Annotated in this window: 21 protein-coding genes; 7 read left to right on the forward strand and 14 right to left on the reverse strand. The window is 61.9% G+C overall.

Going from position 1 to position 20,331, the window contains the following annotated elements:
* Positions 1-304: 304 nt before the first annotated feature.
* Entirely contained in the window at positions 305-694 is a 390-nt protein-coding gene (locus tag ACQY6C_RS05650; protein WP_427965941.1) for a MarR family EPS-associated transcriptional regulator, read from the reverse strand.
* Positions 695-996: 302 nt separating this feature from the next.
* Here ACQY6C_RS05650 and nusG point away from each other — a divergent pair, with 302 nt between their 5' ends.
* The 4 genes from nusG to ACQY6C_RS05670 all read left to right on the forward strand — a co-directional run bounded on the left by nusG (position 997) and on the right by ACQY6C_RS05670 (position 5,371).
* The gene (nusG, locus tag ACQY6C_RS05655; RefSeq protein WP_427965944.1) at positions 997-1,512 is read left to right on the forward strand and encodes a transcription termination/antitermination protein NusG; all 516 of its coding nucleotides are present in this window, start codon (positions 997-999) and stop codon (positions 1,510-1,512) included.
* Between the two features lie 96 nt (positions 1,513-1,608).
* Positions 1,609-2,913, forward strand: coding sequence for an exopolysaccharide biosynthesis polyprenyl glycosylphosphotransferase (locus tag ACQY6C_RS05660; protein ID WP_427965946.1), 1,305 nt, complete (start codon positions 1,609-1,611; stop codon positions 2,911-2,913).
* 28 nt (positions 2,914-2,941) lie between these two features.
* Positions 2,942-3,955 carry a GDP-mannose 4,6-dehydratase gene (locus tag ACQY6C_RS05665; protein WP_427965949.1) on the forward strand — a complete coding sequence of 338 codons (1,014 nt, stop codon included), beginning with the start codon at positions 2,942-2,944 and terminating at the stop codon, positions 3,953-3,955.
* 138 nt (positions 3,956-4,093) lie between these two features.
* On the forward strand, positions 4,094-5,371 hold the full coding sequence (locus tag ACQY6C_RS05670) for a nucleotide sugar dehydrogenase (RefSeq protein ID WP_427965952.1): 1,278 nt from the start codon (positions 4,094-4,096) through the stop codon (positions 5,369-5,371).
* Between the two features lie 30 nt (positions 5,372-5,401).
* Here ACQY6C_RS05670 and ACQY6C_RS05675 read toward each other — a convergent pair whose 3' ends face one another.
* The 10 genes from ACQY6C_RS05675 to ACQY6C_RS05720 form a co-directional block, all read right to left on the reverse strand.
* On the reverse strand, positions 5,402-6,031 hold the full coding sequence (locus ACQY6C_RS05675; RefSeq protein WP_427965955.1) for a hypothetical protein: 630 nt from the start codon (positions 6,029-6,031) through the stop codon (positions 5,402-5,404).
* A gap of 104 nt (positions 6,032-6,135) precedes the next feature.
* Complete coding sequence (locus ACQY6C_RS05680; protein ID WP_427965958.1) at positions 6,136-6,657, reverse strand: demethoxyubiquinone hydroxylase family protein; 522 nt, start codon at positions 6,655-6,657, stop codon at positions 6,136-6,138.
* Positions 6,654-7,127: a disulfide bond formation protein B gene (locus ACQY6C_RS05685; protein WP_427965961.1), complete on the reverse strand. Its 474-nt coding sequence runs from the start codon at positions 7,125-7,127 to the stop codon at positions 6,654-6,656. Before ACQY6C_RS05685 ends, ACQY6C_RS05680 begins: the two co-directional genes overlap by 4 nt.
* A gap of 18 nt (positions 7,128-7,145) precedes the next feature.
* Positions 7,146-8,483 carry a S41 family peptidase gene (locus ACQY6C_RS05690; protein WP_427965964.1) on the reverse strand — a complete coding sequence of 446 codons (1,338 nt, stop codon included), beginning with the start codon at positions 8,481-8,483 and terminating at the stop codon, positions 7,146-7,148.
* 158 nt (positions 8,484-8,641) lie between these two features.
* A complete protein-coding gene (locus ACQY6C_RS05695) occupies positions 8,642-9,877 on the reverse strand; it encodes a murein hydrolase activator EnvC family protein (protein ID WP_427965966.1) in 1,236 nt (411 codons plus the stop codon).
* A gap of 4 nt (positions 9,878-9,881) precedes the next feature.
* Positions 9,882-10,304 (reverse strand): 23S rRNA (pseudouridine(1915)-N(3))-methyltransferase RlmH, encoded by a 423-nt coding sequence (locus ACQY6C_RS05700; RefSeq protein ID WP_427965969.1) that lies wholly within the window; start codon positions 10,302-10,304, stop codon positions 9,882-9,884.
* A 130-nt stretch (positions 10,305-10,434) separates the two neighbouring features.
* Complete coding sequence (rsfS, locus tag ACQY6C_RS05705) at positions 10,435-10,800, reverse strand: ribosome silencing factor (RefSeq protein ID WP_427966345.1); 366 nt, start codon at positions 10,798-10,800, stop codon at positions 10,435-10,437.
* A gap of 126 nt (positions 10,801-10,926) precedes the next feature.
* Positions 10,927-11,583 carry a nicotinate-nucleotide adenylyltransferase gene (locus ACQY6C_RS05710; RefSeq protein WP_427965972.1) on the reverse strand — a complete coding sequence of 219 codons (657 nt, stop codon included), beginning with the start codon at positions 11,581-11,583 and terminating at the stop codon, positions 10,927-10,929.
* A 4-nt stretch (positions 11,584-11,587) separates the two neighbouring features.
* Positions 11,588-12,631: an aldo/keto reductase gene (locus ACQY6C_RS05715; protein WP_427965974.1), complete on the reverse strand. Its 1,044-nt coding sequence runs from the start codon at positions 12,629-12,631 to the stop codon at positions 11,588-11,590.
* Positions 12,632-12,665: 34 nt separating this feature from the next.
* Positions 12,666-13,943, reverse strand: coding sequence for a glutamate-5-semialdehyde dehydrogenase (locus tag ACQY6C_RS05720; protein ID WP_427965977.1), 1,278 nt, complete (start codon positions 13,941-13,943; stop codon positions 12,666-12,668).
* Positions 13,944-14,304: 361 nt separating this feature from the next.
* Here ACQY6C_RS05720 and ACQY6C_RS05725 point away from each other — a divergent pair, with 361 nt between their 5' ends.
* A complete protein-coding gene (locus tag ACQY6C_RS05725) occupies positions 14,305-15,387 on the forward strand; it encodes a M23 family metallopeptidase (protein WP_427966348.1) in 1,083 nt (360 codons plus the stop codon).
* A 13-nt stretch (positions 15,388-15,400) separates the two neighbouring features.
* Positions 15,401-15,826 carry a bactofilin family protein gene (locus ACQY6C_RS05730; RefSeq protein WP_427965980.1) on the forward strand — a complete coding sequence of 142 codons (426 nt, stop codon included), beginning with the start codon at positions 15,401-15,403 and terminating at the stop codon, positions 15,824-15,826.
* Positions 15,827-15,894: 68 nt separating this feature from the next.
* Here ACQY6C_RS05730 and ACQY6C_RS05735 read toward each other — a convergent pair whose 3' ends face one another.
* Both ACQY6C_RS05735 and ACQY6C_RS05740 read right to left on the reverse strand, forming a co-directional pair.
* Positions 15,895-17,586 carry a long-chain-fatty-acid--CoA ligase gene (locus ACQY6C_RS05735; RefSeq protein WP_427965983.1) on the reverse strand — a complete coding sequence of 564 codons (1,692 nt, stop codon included), beginning with the start codon at positions 17,584-17,586 and terminating at the stop codon, positions 15,895-15,897.
* Positions 17,587-17,646: 60 nt separating this feature from the next.
* Positions 17,647-18,360: a DUF1013 domain-containing protein gene (locus ACQY6C_RS05740; protein ID WP_427965985.1), complete on the reverse strand. Its 714-nt coding sequence runs from the start codon at positions 18,358-18,360 to the stop codon at positions 17,647-17,649.
* Between the two features lie 147 nt (positions 18,361-18,507).
* Here ACQY6C_RS05740 and ACQY6C_RS05745 point away from each other — a divergent pair, with 147 nt between their 5' ends.
* The gene (locus tag ACQY6C_RS05745; RefSeq protein WP_427965988.1) at positions 18,508-19,227 is read left to right on the forward strand and encodes a hypothetical protein; all 720 of its coding nucleotides are present in this window, start codon (positions 18,508-18,510) and stop codon (positions 19,225-19,227) included.
* A 16-nt stretch (positions 19,228-19,243) separates the two neighbouring features.
* Here the strand turns inward: ACQY6C_RS05745 and ACQY6C_RS05750 are convergent, their stop codons facing one another.
* Positions 19,244-20,245: a glycosyltransferase family 4 protein gene (locus tag ACQY6C_RS05750; RefSeq protein WP_427966351.1), complete on the reverse strand. Its 1,002-nt coding sequence runs from the start codon at positions 20,243-20,245 to the stop codon at positions 19,244-19,246.
* Between the last annotated feature and the right edge of the window lie 86 nt (positions 20,246-20,331).

Genomic DNA, 20,331 nt, shown 5'->3' on the forward strand with positions numbered 1-20,331 from the left:
GCCAAGTAGGCCCTGATTCGAGATAGATGAACTTTGAGTTGAGACATCTCGGCCTTCTAATTGTTCACTTTCTCAGGAAAGGTTTAGACTTCGGGACATACATTGTCTGCGAGCCGTACAGATAGACCCGCAGGCCTGTCATTCGTTCTGATCTCTAGAAATCAGCGCGAATGATATTCGGCAAGTCGCGTAATAGGTAGCGTGCTTATGCGCTTCGAGGTGAGTGAGGATTGCTTCTGTAAGGCGTGACAACCAAGCTCCTCAACTCCCGATAACGCAAACTATCGAGGATTCGGAATTCCATTCAGTCATGCCGTCCCTGGCTTGGCTCAGTCGCCGCCCCGTTCGAACCAAGACTCTCCCCCACCTCACCCTTGAGCTCATCGATTTCCCGCTTCAGCGCCTCATACTCCTCAAGCTTTCGCGCCAGGAACCGTCCGGTGATCGCCGCCTTTTCGGCCGCGCCTTTGGGCGTCAGGAAATAGGCATAGCGCCGCTTGTCCTGTGAGGCGCTGAAATTGCCGAGCTTCACCATTCCACGTTCGATCAGGGCATTGAGGACATAATGCGCGCTGCCAACGCTGATACCCACTGCCTCAGCCAATTCGCGCTGCGACATCTCAGGGTTTTCCTCGAGCAGACGCAACACTCGAAAGCGAGTGTCTTCCTTGAGTTTTGTTCGCCTGCCCACCATTGGAAAATACGGCCCGCAGGCTACCGCACGGCACCTGCTGATCGCTGGCACCGGGTGATCGGGAAGCTGCAATTTTGAAGACGCATTTGCATCGTTCAATTTTGAACGCTAGCATTGTGCATGCGATACGCAAAGCCAATTTTGATTGCTGCAGCGTGCTGCCCTCTGCACAGACCGATTGGCGCCGTCAACTCGCGATCGGCCGATAATATGTACAGGGCAGTCTGTCGCATTCATGCGAGAAACAGCTTTGTACTTGCATAGGAACCGAGCAGCGTTCGCCGGAGAGATCACGGGCCAAGATGACTTCTAACAGACAGACAGACCTTTGGTATCTTGCGCAGATCAAGCCCAATTGCGGGCAGATTGCGCAGCGCAACCTCGAACGGCAAAAGTTCAAGACTTTCCTGCCACTTGAGCGCGAAACGCGCACTCGCGGCACGCGCTATGTCACGACCACAAGGCCATATTTCCCAGGATATCTGTTTGTCGCATTCGATCCTGACTCCGCACCCTGGCGGGCCATACGCTCAACCCAGGGCGTTGCCGGGCTCGTCTGCTTCGGGCAGCAGCCTGCACCGGTACCGACGGAAATTGTGGACGAGCTCCTTGCCCGCGCCAGAGAGGATGGCACGATACGGCCTAGCCTTGAGATGTCCGATGGCGACGTAGTGCGCATTGCCGATGGTCCACTGGTGGGCTTCGTCGGACAGGTGGAACGCCTCGCGCCCGAACAACGCGCATGGGTGTTGCTGGATGTCATGGGCAAGAAGACCCGCGTATCAATGCCGCGCACCGATCTGCGCATGGTGAGTTAGCGCAGAGCCACTTGATGTTGTGATTGTTCCCGATCCGATCTAATCGGCGCCAACGGCCATCGCCAAAACACACATTACCTTGGAATCTACAGAGTTATGAAGCGCCCCCCCGTCCCGCTCGCGACTGCCAAGTCGGCGCCGCTCATGGGCGTGGCGGAACAGCTGGCATTTTACCTGACCGTAGGCATCGCCATTCCCGCGATCATATGGTCGGCATTGCGGGGTATTCCGCTTAGTTCGGAAAGCATCCGCCTGTTTCTGGCGGAACTTGCCGCCTGCAATGCGGCCTGTTGGTACAGCATGCGCCGGTTGCGCACTTACGCTCGCGCACGGCTCCTGTCCTATGTCTTGCCCGTAAATCTGGCGTGTTTCGGCGCGCTGCTGGCTATAGTCAGCCTTGCGCGCGCGCCGTTTTCGGTAACGCTCTATGTTCCCTGCGCCTTGGCGACCCTGGCCATCAGCTATCTCGTCACCGCCAGGATCCGCCATGCCAGCCCCAATCTGCGGCACTATGTCGTGCCGGTCGGAGACGTAGAATCCCTGTTTGAACATTCCGGCTTCGAAAGGGCAAAGTCGGTTGATCAACTCGACAAGCTAATCGAAGAACGAGCGGTGGCCGGATCGATCGTTGCGGACCTTCACACAGACCATTCGCCCGAATGGGAGCGGCTGTTTGCCAAGGCTGCGCTGCAGGGCATCCCTGTCTATCACTATCGCCTGCTCGAAGAGGCAATCACCGGACAGGTCAGCATCAATCACTTGCGAGAGAACGAGTTGGGATCGCTGATTCCGAACCTGCCCTATCGTGCCTTGAAGCGAGTGTCGGACGTCGTCTTCTCGGTTGCCCTGAGCCCGTTTCTCGTTCCAGCGCTCGGACTGATTGCCCTGGCGGTGAAGCTCGACTCTCCCGGCCCCATTCTGTTCAAGCAACAGCGGGTCGGCTTTCGCGGCGAATCCTTCGAGATGGTCAAGTTCCGGACGATGCGGGTCGTCGATCACGAAACTGACGAACACGCTCGGCGCGAACAGACCATCACCAAGGATGGCGACAATCGCATCACCCGGACCGGGCGCTTCCTGCGCAAGGTCAGGCTGGATGAACTGCCGCAAGTATGGAACATCCTGCTCGGCGAGATGAGCTGGATCGGTCCGCGACCGGAAGCTCGAGAGCTGGCGGACTGGTACGAGGCCGAAATCCCCTTCTATTCCTACCGCCATATCGTTCGCCCTGGAATTACCGGCTGGGCGCAGGTCAATCAGGGGCACGTCGCCGACCTGGATTCGGTCAAGGCCAAGCTCCGCTTCGACTTCTACTACGTCAAAAACCTGTCGCTGTGGCTCGATATCCTGATCGCACTCAAGACCCTCCGCGTGGTCGTGCAGGGCATCGGCGCGAAATAGTCGTGCAGACCGTAGACAAGGAAGCACGTTGAAAAAGATACTCATCACCGGAACAGCCGGCTTTATCGGCTACCACCTCGCACAGCTGCTGCTCGAGGACGGCTTTGCCGTCGTCGGCTATGATGGGATGACCGATTATTACGACGTGCGCCTGAAAGAACGGCGCCATCAGATGCTGCTCCAGAACCAGCATTTCAGCGCACATGTCGGGATGCTGGAAGATTTCGAGAAACTCCACGCACTGGCGATGGCTGAAAAACCAGACGTGATCGTCCACCTCGCAGCGCAAGCGGGCGTTCGTTACAGCCTCGAGAACCCACGCGCCTATATCGATGCCAATCTGGTCGGCACTTTCAACGTGATGGAATGCGCGCGCGAATTAAAGGTCGAGCATCTACTGATGGCTTCGACCAGTTCGGCCTATGGCGCGAATGAAGACATGCCGTTCAACGAGCGCGAGAAATGCGACACGCAGCTCACGCTCTACGCAGCGACCAAGAAGGCGAACGAAGCGATGGGCCATTCCTACGCCCATCTGTGGAACCTGCCGACCACCATGTTCCGCTTCTTTACCGTCTATGGGCCGTGGGGCCGCCCGGACATGGCGCTGTTCAAGTTCACCAAGGGGATCCTCGAAGGCACGCCGATCGACATCTACAACAATGGCGAGATGTATCGCGATTTCACCTATGTCACCGATCTGGTGCGCGGGATCCGCTTGCTCATCGACGCGGCGCCCGAGCGTCCAGAGAGCAAGGACGATATCGCACCCTACGACAGTCTCTCGCCCGCGGCTCCATTTCGCGTGGTCAATATCGGCAATAGCGACAAGGTTCGGCTGATGGATTTCGTCGAGGCGATCGAAGCGGAATGCGGCCGCGAGGCGGTGAAGAACTTCATGCCGATGCAAAAGGGCGACGTGCCGGCAACCTGGGCCGACGCAACTCTGCTGAAGGAACTGACCGGATACACTCCGCAAACAAGCGTGCGCGAGGGAATCCGCCGCTTCGTCGCCTGGTATCGCGACTATTACGAAGTCTGAGGACCTGCCAACAGACCGCGCCGTGTTGGTATCCCGGTTAAATCATTGCAATCTCCGACATGACGGGCGGGCGCGCCTTTCTCGAAGGCGCGTTTGCCGCTAGACATTCCGGCCCGGACAGGGGCCAGGGGGATCAAGATGTCGACGGGTGCCAGCGGCGACAATTCGATTGTTGTGATCGGCCTCGGCTATGTCGGCCTTCCGCTGGCCATCGCCTTGGCCGACAGGTTCGAAGTCACTGGCTTCGACACCGATGCGCGCCGGGTCGGCGAACTTGAGCAAGGTTATGACCGGACGGGCGAAATCGACGAAGCGCGATTGAGCGCCAGCCCGCTGTACCTGGTTTCGGACCCATCCAAATGCCCGCCGGCAAACTTCTACATTGTCGCGGTGCCTACCCCGATCGACGCTGGCAACAATCCCGATCTCTCACTCCTCAAATCGGCCTCGCGGACTGTAGGCCCATTGCTGAAGGCTGCCAGGGCACAGGGTCGAATTCCGGCCGTGATCTACGAAAGCACGGTCTATCCCGGCGTGACGGAGGATATCTGCGGCCCGATCCTGGAAGAATCGTCCGGCCTCACCTGCAGGGAGGAATTCTTTCTCGCTTACAGCCCGGAACGGATAAATCCGGGAGATCGAGAGCATACGGTCGACAAGATCACCAAGGTTGTCTCCGGCCAGACGCCTGAAGTGCTCGACAAGGTCGCCGCGCTATATGGTGCGATCACCAGCGGCGGAGTGTTCCGCGCCCAATCGATCAAGGCCGCGGAAGCCGCCAAGGTGATCGAGAATGCCCAGCGCGATATCAACATCGCCTTCATGAACGAGATTGCGCAAATCTTCGGCGCAATGGATCTTTCCGTGTGGGACGTGCTGGACGCTGCCCGGACCAAGTGGAACTTCCTGCCGTTCTCTCCCGGCCTCGTCGGGGGGCACTGCATCGGTGTCGACCCCTATTACCTGGCGCATCGCGCAGAACAGCTGGGCCATGACCCCAAGGTCATCCTCGCCGGTCGCGGCATCAATGACGGCATGGCTGGCTGGATCGCCGACCGGCTGCACAGCCTGATGCAGTCGCGCCCCGCGCAAACTCTGATCCTGGGCGTTACTTTCAAGGAGGACCTGCCCGATCTGCGCAATTCGAAAGTATTTGCGCTGGCCGAACGCCTCCGCTGGCTTGGGCACTCCGTGACCTTGCACGATCCAAGGGCCGATCCCGCCGACGCAAAGAAAGAATATGGTGTCGAACTCGATCCGGAAGCGATGCAGCGCAGCTACGATCTGGTCGTGCTGGCCGTACCGCACAAAGCCTATATTGAGGCGGGAACAGCCACGCTGCGCGGCTTGCTCAATGAGGGTGGTAGGCTTGCCGACATCAAGGGCGTGCTCGAAGCGCCCGACTGGACGCTCTAGTTAGAAGCTGCCTGGCCCGGCGCGTCAGGCTTAGCCTTCGCCGTCACCTTCCGGTTCCGGCTGCGCTTCCTCGTTCACGGGTTCGGCAACTGCTGCGTCACTCTGCGCTGGAGCCGCGACTTCGCCCGGAAGCTGGCCCTTCCGTTCGCGCTCCAGCCGCTCCATATATTCGCGCTCGATCTGCTCGACGCGCTCCTGTTCGGCTGCCGCATCGGCGTCGATAGTCGAAAGCCGCTCTGCCCGCGCCGCTTCGATCAGCTGGCTGAAGCGCACATCCGATCCTTCGCGCTTGTCGGCATAGGCCGCATTGATCATCTGCTGTGTACAGCCCGTGAAGCCTCCAGCTCCGGCCGGGTCGCAGGACAGAGCGCCGAAATCGCCTACCATCTCATAACTCTCGACACGCCGGGTCCAGGCTGTGTTCGCCGCGCTGTCGCTGGTGCGCAGGTTTTCCGGAATACGAAAACGCTCATCTTCGGCCTTGCGCGCGCAAACCGTGATCTCTCCATCAGCGGGCTGCGGGCATGCATCCTCACCATAGACGATCACCATGTTCACCTTGTCTCCAGCGTCTTCTTGCGCGGCGGCCGGCACAGCAGCGGCAAGCCCGGAAAGCAGTATGGCGGAAGCGAAAGCAGGGGCGGCAGCAAGGCGTTTCATGAAATTTTCCATCCAATGCGTTGTAGGCCGGGATATTAGGCCCCGAACCCGGTGAACTCTATATGAAGCGCGGGAAAGCCCCAACAGGTTCCTCAGGGCAGGATTCAAATTCGTTCAGCCAGCCTGATCGCGGCGCGGCAGCCCAATCGGATCGCGCCCGAAAGCAGCGGATAGGCGGGTGCCCTTTCCGCTCCGGCAGCGAGCGCGGCATCACGGTGCTCACGTTCGTCCTCGCGAAACTCATGGATCATGCCTGCCAATTCGGGGTCGGCTCCGGTCTCCTGCAAACGGTCAAGCTGGTCCGAATAGTGCCGGTCGATCTCGGTCTCGATCGCGGCAGTGCAGGCCATTGCCGCTTCCGGCCCGATCAGGGCTGTCGCGGCGCCCAGCGCATAGCCGGCCACTGACCAGAAAGGCTGCAGCGCGGTAGGCCGCACACCGCGATCCGCCATCATGGCATCGAAGCGTTCGCGATGGCCCACTTCCTGCTCCGCCATATGCGCAATCTCGCGCGAATGCGGCCCCCGGTCGCCCATTACGGCGAGTTGCCCGGCATAGATCCGGGTCGCGCCGAATTCGCCGGCCTGATCCACGCGAATCATGCGGTCGATTTCGTCTTTCGTCATGCCGCCCGCTTTCGCCCGAGAAGGGCCAGGATGGCAATACCGCCGGCGCAGGAAATGAGGAAGTTCCATCCAGCGAGCGAAATTCCGAACAAGGTCCATTGCGCCTGGTCACAGCGCACCATCGGCGCGTTCATGATCGCATCGAGCGGATTGGCACCCATATCGACGGTGGCGGTGCAGGCGGTCAGCCCTTCCCACCAGCCATATTCGACCCCGGCGTGATAACCGCCGATCACGCCCGAACCAATGATCGCCAGTGCGGCGAATCCGATCCAGAGCTGGCGCGGCGGCGCGACAAACGAAAGCAGAGCCAGCGCCAGCGCGAGAAAATGCGGGTAACGCTGCCACCAGCACAGCTCGCACGGGAAAAGGCCGAACACATATTGCGAGATATAAGCCCCGCCCAGCAAAGCTGCGGGCAATGCGATGGCGAGGGCCTGCGCCTTGCGGACGGAAGGGCTGATACTCATGTGACCGCGCCTAGCAGATCAATCGCGCAGGGCCACTGCAGAGGGCGCAGTGCGGCGCAAGGTATCGAGCGCATAATGCAACTGGAAGTCCTTGATTCCCTGCTTTTCGAGTTCTTCCGCCGTCAGCTTGAAGCGCGGATCGACCTGCTTGTCGGTCTCGAGGGCTTCGTCTTCGAGATCCAGCTCGTTGACAAGGTGCCCCTTCAGATCGCTCTCGCGCAGGACATATTTGCTGCGCTTGGCGAGGTCCGGATCGCTCAACTGCGGCACGGAAATATCCGGCTTGATCCCGCCTTCCTGCACCGAATGACCTGAAGGCGTATAGTAGCGTGCTGTGGTAAGCTTGAGCGCCGCGTCGCGCCCCAGGGGAAGCAGCGTCTGTACGCTGCCCTTGCCGAAGCTGCGCTCGCCCATGATCAGCGCCCGACGGTGATCCTGCAGCGCACCGGCGACGATTTCGGAAGCCGAGGCAGAACCGGCATCGATCAACACGATCAGCGGGAGGCCTTCGGCCATATCGCCCCGAAACACGGTTTCGGCATCGTAGAGCAGCGTTTCGCCGCGCGCGCGGCCACGTTGAGAGACGATCCGCCCCTTTTCGAGGAACAGATCGCTCAGCGCCACCGCTTCATCAAGCGATCCGCCCGGGTTCGAACGCAGATCGAGCACCAGCCCATTGACCCGGCCCGCCGCTTCCTTGCGGATTTCCTTCCACGCGGTCAGCACGTCGCTGCCGACATCGGCGGAGAACTCGTTGACGGTAATCACGCCGATATTGCCAGCTTCAAGCGAATGGGAAACCGGCTCAAGTTCGATCACGCCGCGGGTCACCGAAACTTCCAGCGGTTCGTCGCGTCCAACGCGGTAGATCGTAAGCTTGATCGAAGTGCCGGCGGGCCCGCGCATTTGCGCCACGGCATCGTCGAGATCGCCGCCGTAGATCAGCTTGCCATCGAGGTGGGTGATATAGTCGCCCGCCTTGACGCCTGCCTTCTCCGCCGGGCTGCCGCGGAAGGGCGAGATCACCTTGACCGCGCCCTCGTCCAGCACGACCGAAAGACCCAGCCCCGAATAGTTGCCGTCGATCATCGTCTCGAGCCGTTGCAGCGAACTGCCGTCGAGATAGGCCGAATGCGGATCGAGCGATGCCAGCATTCCGTCGATCGCTCCGCGGATCAGCTTGTCGTCATCGACCGGCTCGACATAATTGGCCTTGATCCGCTGGTAGGTCGCAAAGAGCTTCGCAAATTGCGGACCGGCGCGGCCATCGACCTGCGCCATGGTGGCAGTGGTCGCGGGAATCAGCGCAACCGCAGTGACGAGCGCGGTGGTACGCAAAATGGCGGCGAGTTTCATATTCAGGCAGGCTCCTGTTTCCGCTCTATGTATAGCGCTTGGCGGCTGAACGCCAGATGAGAGCACCGGTGGCGTCTCTGATCGGGGCAGCTTTGCCTATTCCGGCCTCTGGAAGATTGGCCAGGCGAAATCCCGCGCAAATCCACAAAAGGCCGATATCAATCCATATATTGCAGCGGATTGACCGGATCCCCCTCGCGCCGCAATTCCAGCGTGATCGCCGGATTGCTGCCCGGAGCATTGCCGATCGGGCTGCCGCCGACCAAATGGTCCCCCACTGCAACACCGGTACTTCCCAGTCCGGTGACGAGGCTGGTCCAGCCGTTCGCATGTTCGATGATGACGATCTGGCCGAAGCCGCGATAGGCGCCCGCAAAGAGGACGCGCCCTGCCGCCGGTGCCACCACCTGCGCTCCGCTACGCGGCGCAAGCGTGATCCCGTCGCTGACGACACCTGCAGCATCGATTGCTCCGAAACCGCTTAGCGTGCGCCCCCCCACAGGCAATTGCAGCCCGGCCGGCGGCGCGGTGGAAGTGGGCGTGGGAGTGGGTCCGGCCAGCGCCACCTCCGCCTCGCCCGGTTTCGCCGGACGAAGCACCGGGCCTGGCAGCGATGCCAGCTCTCGCCTCAACTGCCCCGCCTGATCGAGCGTGCCAACCAGATCGTCGAGGTCACGCGCCTGTTCCGCCAGCGCCAGAGCGCGATCGTTTTCGCGCAGAGCGATCCCGCTGGCCTGGCGCGAAGCCGCGCGTTGTTGCGTAGCCAGCGTGGCAAGCTGCTGTTGCCGCTGCAGGAGCTCTGTCTCGTCGCTGCGGAGCGCCGCAACTGCCTGCCCCGCTTCCACTTCAAGCTCCTTGCCGCGCGCAAGTTCGCCGCGCAGCGTGGCTGTTTGTTTGCGGATCTGCGGAATGCTGGTCTCCAGCACTGCACGGACATAGACCGTATCCTTGAGCGAGCCGGGCCGCAGAGCCGAGAGCGCCAGCGGCCGCCGCGCCATGTTTTGCAGCGCCGCCATCAGGCGCACCAATGGCTGTTGCTTGCGTGCCAGCCGGGCATCGAGCTGGCGCCTCTGGTCGGTGATCAGCGCCAGCCGTGCTTCGCCAGCCGCAAGATCAGCCTCGGTCTGCTGGATGCGTGCCGCTAGGGCGGCCGCTTCGCGCGCCGATTTGTCGGCCGCCTCACCGGCAGCCGCCGCTTCTGCTGAAAGCTTTTCAGCACGGAGCTGCGCCTTGCGGGATTGTTCCTGCGCGCGCGCCAGTTCCGCCCGGGCTTCCTTCGGACTGGAGAAAGACGAGATGCGCTGCGCATCCAGCGGGTCCGTCCAGCCTGCCAGCCCGGCGGCCAGCAAGCCAATCACGGCAAAGGACAGAATTGGGACGGCGCGCCTGGTCATGCGCCTACCCTGCCCGATGATAGGGATGCCCGGCAAGGATCGTCGTTGCGCGATAGAGCTGTTCCATCAGCATTGCGCGCGCCAGGAGGTGCGGCCAGGTCGCATTTCCGAATGCCAGCAACAGGTCGGCGTCGGCCCGCTCGTCGCGTGAATGACCGTCCGCCGCACCGATCACAAAGCGCGCTTCGCGCATACCATCATCCCGCCAGCGCCCGAGGATTTCGGCCAGCTCCTCGGAGCCGAGTTGCTTGCCGCGCTCGTCGAGCAGCACCGTCTTGCACGGGGTTTGCGGTTCGGGGATGCGCCCGCCAGTCTCTGGCAGTTCGGTGTGCCTGACCGGCCAGGTGAGCCGCTTCTCGTAACGCGCGACCAGCTCGGCCTCAGGAGAACGGCCGATCTTTCCGCGCGCTATGACATGCAGGAGCATAATCTTCTCTCACGACAGATCGCTCGCGCGATTGCCAGTTCGGGAGCAGCGCCCGCTCGCCCCCTCGATCGAACGACTTCGAATCTCACCCGGCGAGCCTCACGGCGCCGCCAGGACGAAACGTCAGTCGCTAGGCATTTCCAGCCACCGCTTCACCGTCTCCAAAGGCCCACATGCGCTCCAGATTGTAGAAGCTGCGGACTTCGGGGCGGAACAGGTGGACCACGACATCGCCAGCGTCGATCAGCACCCAGTCAGCAGCCGGGAGCCCTTCGATCCGGACCGGGCCGAAGCCCGCATGTTTGATCTTTTCGGCCAGTTTCTGCGCCATGGCCGCAACCTGGCGTGTCGAACGACCCGAAGCGATCACCATATGATCGGCGATCGAACTCTTTCCCTCAAGCGGGATCGAGACGACCTCCTGCGCCTGATCGTCGTCAAGCTGCGCCAGCACGAGTGCGTGCAGCGCCTCTGCCGAACGGTCAGACTTGGCCATGGCTTGCGCGGTGGATTTTGCGGAGTCGGCTGCAGCCGACAAGGATTGCGCCTGTTGCATAGGCGGGTTCACGTCTCCTGATTGTGGGGTTGAAATCCAACGGACGAGCAACGCTTGCACAGCGTCTCATATACCCTCCGGTGAAATGATCAGATGGTGCGTGAGCGGATCTCTCATTCTTGACCCGTCATAGCGCGAAGCCCAATCCGGGGCGGCACGGCGCAAGGCCGTGGCCGAACGTGGATCAGGATCGAAACGCAATAACACCAGTGCCGGTGCGCTCCATCTGCCCCTGCTTTTGAAACTGGCGGCAGACACCCGATAGCGCCTGAGCCAGGCCATGGCGGGGCTCGCCATAGCCTGGGCATCATAGCCGGGCCGGGCAATGACCGCAATCGGCATCGTGCGGGCAATCCCGCGCCAATCGCGCCAGCGGTGGAATTGCGCCAGATTGTCGGAGCCCATCAGCCAGATGAATTGCCGCCTGGGATAGCGCCGTTTGAGCGCACGCAGAGTGTCTATCGTGTAGCGCGTGCCAAGCTCGCGCTCGATTGCCGTGGGGACAATCGGCGCACGCCGCGCCTGTGCCTGCGCCGATCGCAGCCGCGCGGGCAACGGAGCCATTCCCCGCTTTGGTTTCAAGGGGTTGCCGGGCGAAACAAGCCACCAGGCCTGATCCAGTCCCAGCGCCTTGATTGCGAAGCGGGTAATCCGGCGATGGCCGCCATGCGCCGGATTGAAGCTGCCGCCCAAGAGGCCGGTGCGAATTGGGGCGTCAGCCAAGTCTTCAATCTTCCTTCGGAGCTTCGCCGGCGCGTGCGCCGGAACGATAGCTACGTTGCCGCTCGACCATCCAGCCGGGATACTCGCTCGGGAGAGGGCAGCAGGCATCGAGCCGTGCCATTTCGTCATCCGAAAGTTCGACGTCGACCGAGCCAAGGTTGTCGTCGAGCTGGCCAATCCGTTTCGCACCGACGATCACCGTGGTTACAGCGGGCTTGGCAAGCAACCACGCCAGCGCGATCTGCGGCACGCTGCGCCCCTTTTCCTCGGCTATTTCGCGCATGACATCGACCGCGTCATAGGCGCGATCCTTGTCGATCGGCGGGAAGTCGAAACTTGCCCGCCGCCCCTCAGTTTCGCCTTCACGGGCGTATTTGCCCGAGAGGAAGCCTCCGGCGAGCGGGCTCCAGACCATCAGGCCGAGCCCTTCGCTTTCCAGCATCGGGACGACATCGCGTTCGAGATCGCGTGCGGCCACCGCATAATAGGCCTGCAACGACGCGAAGCTCGCAATCCCCAGCTGCTTCGAAATGCCCAGCGCCTTCATGATCTGCCAGGCCGCCCAGTTCGACACGCCAATATAGCGCGCGCGGCCCGAACGGACGATGTCTTCCAAGGCCCGCAGCGTTTCCTCCATCGGCGTCACCGGATCCCAGCCGTGGAGCTGATAGAGATCGACATGGTCGAGCCCGAGCCGTTCAAGGCTGGCGTCGATCTCGTGCAGCAGGTGGTAGCGAGATGCCCCACGCTGATTGATCCCGTCGCCCATCGGGCCGAGCGCCTTGGTCGCAAGGACATATTCGTCCCGGGCGAGGCCCAGATCCTTGAGCGCCTGGCCGGTGATCTTTTCCGACTGCCCATTCGAATAGACATTGGCGGTATCGATGAAATTGATGCCTGCATCCACCGCTCGGCGGACGAGCGCGGTCGAATCCTCCTGTTGGAGTTCGCCGATCGCGGTCCAGATCCCCTCTCCGCCGAATGTCATCGTGCCGAGGCACAATTCCGATACGAACAGGCCGGTATTGCCGAGACGGTTGTATTTCATCGGGATCGATTCCTTCAAGAAGGAGGTGGTATGGTCAGGGCCGCGCCTGGCCGGAACCGCGAACCAGCCATTTGTAGGTCGTGAGCCCTTCCAGCGCGACCGGCCCGCGGGCGTGCAAACGTCCGGTGGCGATACCGATTTCCGCTCCCAGCCCGAACTCGGCCCCGTCGGCATATTGCGTCGAGGCATTGTGCATTACGATCGCGCTATCGACTTCGGTCAGGAAACGCGCCGCCGCCGTGTCATCCGAGGTGACAATGGCATCGGTATGGTTGGAAGAATGGTTCGCGATATGCGCCATGGCCGCGTCAAGACCATCGACGATCGCGACCGACAAGACCGGGGCAAGATACTCGGTGTCCCAATCCGCATCCGATGCAGGCCCAATCCGCGGGTCGAGCGCCTGCGCGCGGGCATCCCCGCGCACTTCGCAACCCGCCTCGATCATAGCGCCAATCAGCCCCGAGGAATCGGCAAAGCCAGTGTCAATCAGCAGCGTCTCCATCGCGCCGCAAATGCCGGTGCGACGCATCTTGGCATTGACCGCGATCTCGCGTGCCATCGCCGGATCGGCAGCGGAATGGACATAGGTGTGGCAGATACCGTCAAGATGGGCGAGCACGGGTACGCGGGCATCCGCCTGCACACGCTCGACCAGGCCCTTGCCCCCGCGCGGTACGATCATGTCGATCAGCCCGGCGGCAGCGAGCATCGCGCCCACTGCGGCACGGTCCTGCGTCGGCAGGAGCTGTACCGCCGCTTCGGGAACGCCGCCTTCGGCAAGCCCGCGCACCAGCGCGGCATGGATGGCGCGGTTCGAATTGACCGCTTCGCTGCCCCCGCGAAGCAGCGCCGCATTGCCTGCCCGCACACATAGCGCTGCAGCATCGGCGGTTACATTGGGGCGACTTTCATAGATGATCCCGATCAGTCCGATCGGTACGCGAACCCGGCTCAGTTGCAGGCCATTGGGCCGCTCGACCGAATTGATCACTTCGCCGACCGGATCGGGCAGCGAGGCCACAGCTTCGACACCGGCCGCAATCGCTTCCAGCCGCTCTTCATCGAGTTTGAGCCGATCGAGCATAGCTGGCGTGAGGCCATTGGCCTCGCCCGCTGCAAGATCGCAGGCATTGGCCGCCAGAATCGCTGCGGCGTCGGCGCGCAGAGCAGCCGCACCCTTGCGCAAAGATGCGGCTTTCGCCTCGCTCGGCATGGCGGCGAGTTGGCGCTGAGCCGCGCGCCCCGCTTTCGCTAGCGTTTCCACAAGCGTCTGGGGATCAATATCCGTTCTGGTTGCTGCACTGGCCATGCCGGAGCCTCTAGCAGCAGGAGGCGGGCCTGTCAGCGTCCAAATCCCTGGAGGATCCTGCGCCGATTCCGTTGCGAATCCCGCATGCTTGAACAGTGGCTGAGGGGCACTGAAAAAGGCCAAACTACCTAAACGCCAGGCCACAAAATGTTAACCATACGAGCCGTTTGAACGCTTCGTCGCGTGACTCCTTCGTTTCGCCCCTAACTCCGCTTCATCGAATCGACCTGTTAACCTGCCTTTGATAGCCAACCGTCGGGTCAAAAAAACGAACACCAGAGGGGTCGTTTTGAGAAAAGAACTATCCGCCAGCGGCTGGGGAGTCCGCTTGCGCAACTGGTTTCCGGATCGCGAGTTCTTCATGCGATCGCAGGGCCAGGTCCGTTTCATCAAGATTTCATCGCGATTGCAGATCGGCGCGGCTATCGTCACGCTTGCGCTGCTGGCGGGATGGGGCATCTCGATGGCAGGCATGGCCTGGGTTCAATACCGCGCGCAGGCAGACCGGCTTTCGCTGATCGAACGCGAAGCGCGCGTCGCCACCGCCAGCGAAAGAGTCGATGCCTATCGCCACGATATCGACGCCGTGGCGCAAGATCTGGTCAAGCGCCAGGAGTTCCTCGAACAGATGACCCAATCCCTGCCGGACGATATCCGTTCGAAAGGCACGGTTACAGATTCGTCAAACGAGACAGCATCCACCATCAAGAAAGTCAGCGCTTCGATCCCGGAAGCGACGGCGCTCGCCCAGATCGAAGCTCGCCAGCTTGCATTCGTTGAACGGCTGACCCGCTACGCAGATCGCCGCGCCAAGCGCGCCGAACACGCGATGATCGAACTTGGGCTCGATCCACGCGCCATGCTGCGCAACGCCGAACGCCAGGCAATGGGTGGCCCGCTGGAGATCCTTGCAACTTCGGCCAATGGCGATCTCGATCCGCGTTTCGAGCGGCTTGGCCTCAGCCTCGCCCGGATGAACACGCTTGAGCGGAGCCTCGATTCGGTTCCGCAGGTCCTCCCGACCAATGGCGAAATGGTCACTTCGAGCTATGGCATTCGCCGCGACCCGTTCACCAGGCGTCCTGCAATGCACAGCGGGCTCGATTTCAAGGGCCGGATCGGCTCGCCGATCTACGCTGCAGCGAAGGGCCGGATCAGCTTTGTCGGCCGCAAGTCGGGCTATGGCAAAGTGGTCGAAGTCAGCCACGGTAACGGTCTGTTGACCCGATACGCCCATATGTCCAAGTTCCATGCGCGCGTGGGGCAGCAGGTCGCCTCGGGTGACGTGATTGGCGCGATCGGCAGCACCGGCCGCTCGACCGGTCCACACCTCCATTTCGAGGTGCGTATCAACAACCGTGCGGTCAATCCGCGCCTGTTCCTGGAGAAGGCACCCGATGTTCTCAAAGAAGTCCGCCGAATCCCCCAGCTCGCGAAACGCTAGATCGGAGACCCCAATGGCATCGCGCAACGGCAATTCCACCTTTTCCGTTATCGGCCCGGATGTGAGCATCAAGGGTGACATTTCCGCTTCGGCAGATCTGCATGTCGACGGCACGATTGAAGGCGACATTGCCTGCGCTTCGCTCGTCCAGGGCGAAACCAGCTCCATCATCGGTGGGATCGAGGCCGAAACCGCCCGGATCGGCGGTAAGGTTGCCGGATCGATCAAGGCGCGCGAGCTTGTCGTGCTGCGCAGCGCGCATGTCGAAGGCGATGTGCAATATGACGCGCTGACGATCGAACAGGGCGCTCAGGTTGAAGGCCGCTTCGCGCATTCGATGCCGAACCGCCGCGCTGCCGATACCCCTGCCGCACCGGCTTCACCGGATGACAAGCCGACTTCGCCGGGCGACGAGCCCAAGCTGAGCCTGGCCGGCTAGCAGCCTTTTTACAGGTTTGAGAGGAGAAGGGCGTGCCGCAGGGTGCGCCCTTTTTATCTGTGCGGGCGCTAACTCTCGCTCTCGCCCTGCACTTCAGCCTTGAGCGCCTTGCGGTCGAGCTTGCCGATCATCGTCTTGGGCAGTTCCTCGCGTATGGTCAGCGAAGCGAGCCGCTCATGCTTGCCCAGCCGCGCATTGGCCCAGGATAGCAACTCGCTCTGCGTTGCAGCGGCCTCGGCTGACAGCGTGACATAGGCGTTCACCGTTTCGCCGCTGTATTTGTCGGGCAGGCCCAGCACGAGCGCTTCCTTGATCGCCGCATTCTCCAGCAGGATCTTCTCGACTTCGCTGGGGAAGACCTTGAAACCGCCTACCGCGATCATGTCCTTGCTGCGATCGACAATGGCAATGAAACCCTCCTTGTCGATCGTGGCGATATCGCCCGTGCGAAGCCAGTTCTCGCCCTCGATTTCCGTGAAGGCCGTGGCGGCGTCATCGGGCCGGTTCCAATAGCCCTGCATCACTTGCGGCCCCGAGATCACCAGTTCGCCCGGCTCGCCTTCGGGCGCGGGACGGGTCGCATCTTCCTTGTCAACCAACCGCACGAACGTCTGGGGCAGAACCTGGCCGATCGTGCCGGGCTGGCGTTTGCCCTGATAGGGATTGACCGAGACGACCCCACTCGACTCGGTCAGGCCGTATCCTTCGACCAGCCGCACACCGCTCAATTCCTCGAAACGCTCGCGCAAAGGTGCAGGCAAGGGAGCGCCGCCCGATATGCAGACCTTGAGCGAAGCGAAACCCGATCTGTTCACGCCGCCGGCATCGGTCCCCAAGTCGATCAGGGCCTGAAACATGGTCGGCACGCCGGGAAAGCTGGTCGGGCGCGCACGGCGGATCGCTTTCAGCACCTGTTTCGGCACGAAGCGCGGCAGCATGACGATGCAGCCGCCCTTGTGCACGGTACGGTTGAGTACGGCCGTGTTGGCGAAGACGTGGAACAGTGGCAGCGCGCCCAGGATCACATCGGGCTCGCTGCGGTCAAAAGGGTCGATCGCATCGACCTGCTGCGCGTTGACCGACAGGTTGGCGTGGGTGAGCATCGCCCCCTTGGGCCGCCCGGTGGTACCGCCAGTATATTGCAGCAGGGCAAGGTCGGTTGCGGGGTCCAGCGCGACCGGCACGGGCTCACCCGATGACAGGCACGCGCTCCAATCGACCACGTCATTGCGTAAAGGCAAGGGCGCAACCTGCTTGCGCCCGAACAGCTTCAACGCAACCCGCTTGAGCGGCGGCAGCATATTACCCAGCCGCCCAACGACCAGCGCTTCCAGCGGGCTGCTGTCGAGCACAGCAACGGCAGCGCCAAGCAGTGCCGCGACATCGACCGTCACCAGTATCGTTGTGCCCGAATCTTCGACCTGCTGGCTCAGCTCCTCGACGGTGTAGAGCGGTGAGAAATTGACCACCACCGCGCCTGCCAGCATCGCGCCGTAATAGGCGGCGACATAGATCGGCACATTGGGCAGGAACAGGCCGACCCGGTCGCCCTTCTCCACGCCGCGCGCTTGCAGGCCTGCTGCGAAACGCCGCGCTTCCTGCCATACGTCGGCATAGGAATAGCGCCGCCCGAAGAAGTCGATCAGCGGTGCCTCAGGCTGGCGACGCGTGGTCGCAGCCAGCATATCGGGTAGCGCCAGGGGCTCGAAGCTCGAATCCCATGGCAAGGGGTGATGATAATGCGCCCTATTTACATCCATGTCAGCAGAATGGCGCAAGGCCACTCGCTGCACAAGCAAATGAAGCGCAAGGGGCCGGAATTATTCGCCGGATTCGGAGGCTTCTGCCGCTTCTTCCGCACGCTTGGCTTCGAGCCATGCTTCGGCTTCGGCTTCCTGTGCAGCTTCGGCGGCAGCCTTGACGTTGGCCTCGCGTTCGGCACGCAGCTCCTCGATCAGCTTTTCCTTGTCGCTGCGCTCGTCGACCGGCGCCGCTTCACCCTCGGTCACACCGGCGCGCTTGGCCGCCTTGGCGACCACCGCATCGAGCTCGCGCTGAGAGCACAGACCCAGGGTCACCGGATCCTTCGGCTGGATGTTCTGGATGTTCCAGTGCGAGCGCTCGCGGATCGCGGTAATCGTGTTGCGCGTGGTGCCGATCAGCTTGGAAATCTGCGCATCGGACACTTCCGGGTGGCTGCGCAGGATCCAGGCGATGCCATCGGGCTTGTCCTGGCGCTTCGAAACCGGCGTGTAGCGCGGGCCCTTGGTGCGCGTAACCTCGACCGGCGCCTTCTGCATCTTGAGCGAGTAGGTGGCATCGGCCTGGCCGCGCTCGATCTCTTCCTGAGTCAGCTCGCCCGAATGAACCGGATCGCGGCCGGTATATTTGCTGCCGGCCAGATCATCTGCCATCGCCTGCACTTCCAGGATATGCAGGCCGCAAAACTCGGCGATCTGTTCGAACGACAGTGCCGTGTTGTCGACCAGCCAGGTGGCGGTGGCATGCGGCATCAGCGGGGTTGGCTGGGCCATTGGAAAACTCCATTCAAAATAGAAGGGCCGCCCCTTCCGGAGCGGCCGCTGCAGACCCTAGATAGGACATGAGGTACCTAGCGGCAAATGTTTTGTTAAATCGTGCCCGTTAAGCATTACGAGAAGTTCGCTGGTTAGAGGGATGAAGTGAGCATTTTCAGGAACATATTGGCCATTTCGGCCGCACTGTTGCTGGCAGGCTGTGACTTTGGATCGGGTGAGGATTTCACCATCGACGTCGCCGCTTCCCCAAACGAAAGCCTTAGAGCCCTGTCATCGCTTGACGGCAATTTGCTGGCATCTGCGCTGGGCGTCAATCCCATCCACAAAGAAGGCGGAAAGGATGGTTCGGTACGATTCGTCATCCCTGGTGGAGAATATAGCGACGGAACGCTCGATTTTGCGATTGCCGAAAATGGCGAGGGTGGCTCACATATCAGCGTAACGCTCGACCTGCCCTACGTGACTCGCGCCGGAGCCAAGGGCACCGAATATCTGAGCGAAAGAAAAGCTGAGAAAATGTTGCAAAAGCAGCTGCTCGCGTGGGCACATGCCAAGAATATGGGCAGCGCCGGTCGAGCAGAGCTGGACGCAGTGGAAGGCACGCTCGGTTCCTTGGCGATCGCAGTGCAAAAATGGGACAAGCTCGACGATCCAGAATCGATGCTGGCGAATGCCGACGAGACGCTGCTGTTTGGAGAATCGGAAGACAGCTCATCTGATTGGGGAAATGCCGACGGCGACAATTCAGCGGATCCGATGAGCGATCCCGAAGCGGATGCGCAGGCCTATGGCGAACCGATGGACGACACCAACGGCTTTGACAGCTATGATGAGGATGACGGGGGCTGGGGCGACGACAGCTAAGACGTCAGCCGCGCAGTCAGGCCGGGGCCAGAGCCATCGCTCCGACACCTTCCGGCTCGACCTTTTCCAGTCCGCTCAGGAACTGGCGGGTCGCAGCCTCCCAGCTGAAGCTCGCGCCGTAATCTGCGCAATCGCGCGACTCGCAGAAGACCGCCGCCGCGATGGCGCGATCGATATCCTCCGACAGCGCGCCGGTCTTTTCGGTCACGATATCCTTCGGTCCGGGAACCGGAAATCCCGCCACCGGTGTGCCGCAAGCCAGCGCTTCGATCAGGACGAGGCCGAATGTGTCGGTCTTGCTGGGGAAGACAAAAACGTCCGCCCCCGCGTAGCAGCCTGCCAGTTCGCGGCCCGAACGCCGGCCCAGAAAATGCGCTTCGGGGAAGGCCGCTGTCAGCTGTTCCATCGCCGGTCCATCGCCAACCACGACCTTGCTGCCCGGATAGGCGCCTGAAAGAAACGCCTCGAGGTTCTTCTCCACCGCAACGCGGCCGACATAAAGCTGGATCGGGCGCGGCAGGACATCGAATTCGGGCGGCGGCGGCGCATCGGGCGTGAAACAGGCGAGATCGACCCCTCGACCCCAGTGGTGGAGATTGGCAATCCCGTGCGCGCGCAAATCGTCGCGAATGCTCTGCGTTGCCACCATGACCCGTTCGGCCGGGCGGTGAAACCAGCGGATATAGCGCCAGAACAGGCGGGGCGAGAGCCCGGTGCGCCTGGCCAGATATTCGGGGAACTGGGTGTGGTATGCGGTGGTGAAGGGGATTCCCCTGGCGAGGCAAAAACGGCGCGCGGCAAAGCCCAGCGGCCCCTCGGTCGCGATGTGAATCGCATCGGGCGCGAGCCGGGCGAGCTGCCGTCCCACAGCGCCGGGCATCGCCAAGGCCAGCCGGATCTCGGGATAGGTCGGGCAGGGGATAGAGAGGAACTGGTCGGGAGAGGCGATATCGACCCGGTGCCCCCAGCCGCGCAGGACATCGCGGGTCGTGGAAAGCGTTCGCACCACTCCGTTCATCTGCGGCAACCAGGCGTCGCTGACGATTGCGATATGTTGCGGCCAGGGCACCGGAGTGCGCTCGGCGGGATCAGGGAAAGGGCCGT

Source organism: Altererythrobacter sp. (assembly GCF_050299635.1).
Taxonomy (GTDB): domain Bacteria; phylum Pseudomonadota; class Alphaproteobacteria; order Sphingomonadales; family Sphingomonadaceae; genus Erythrobacter.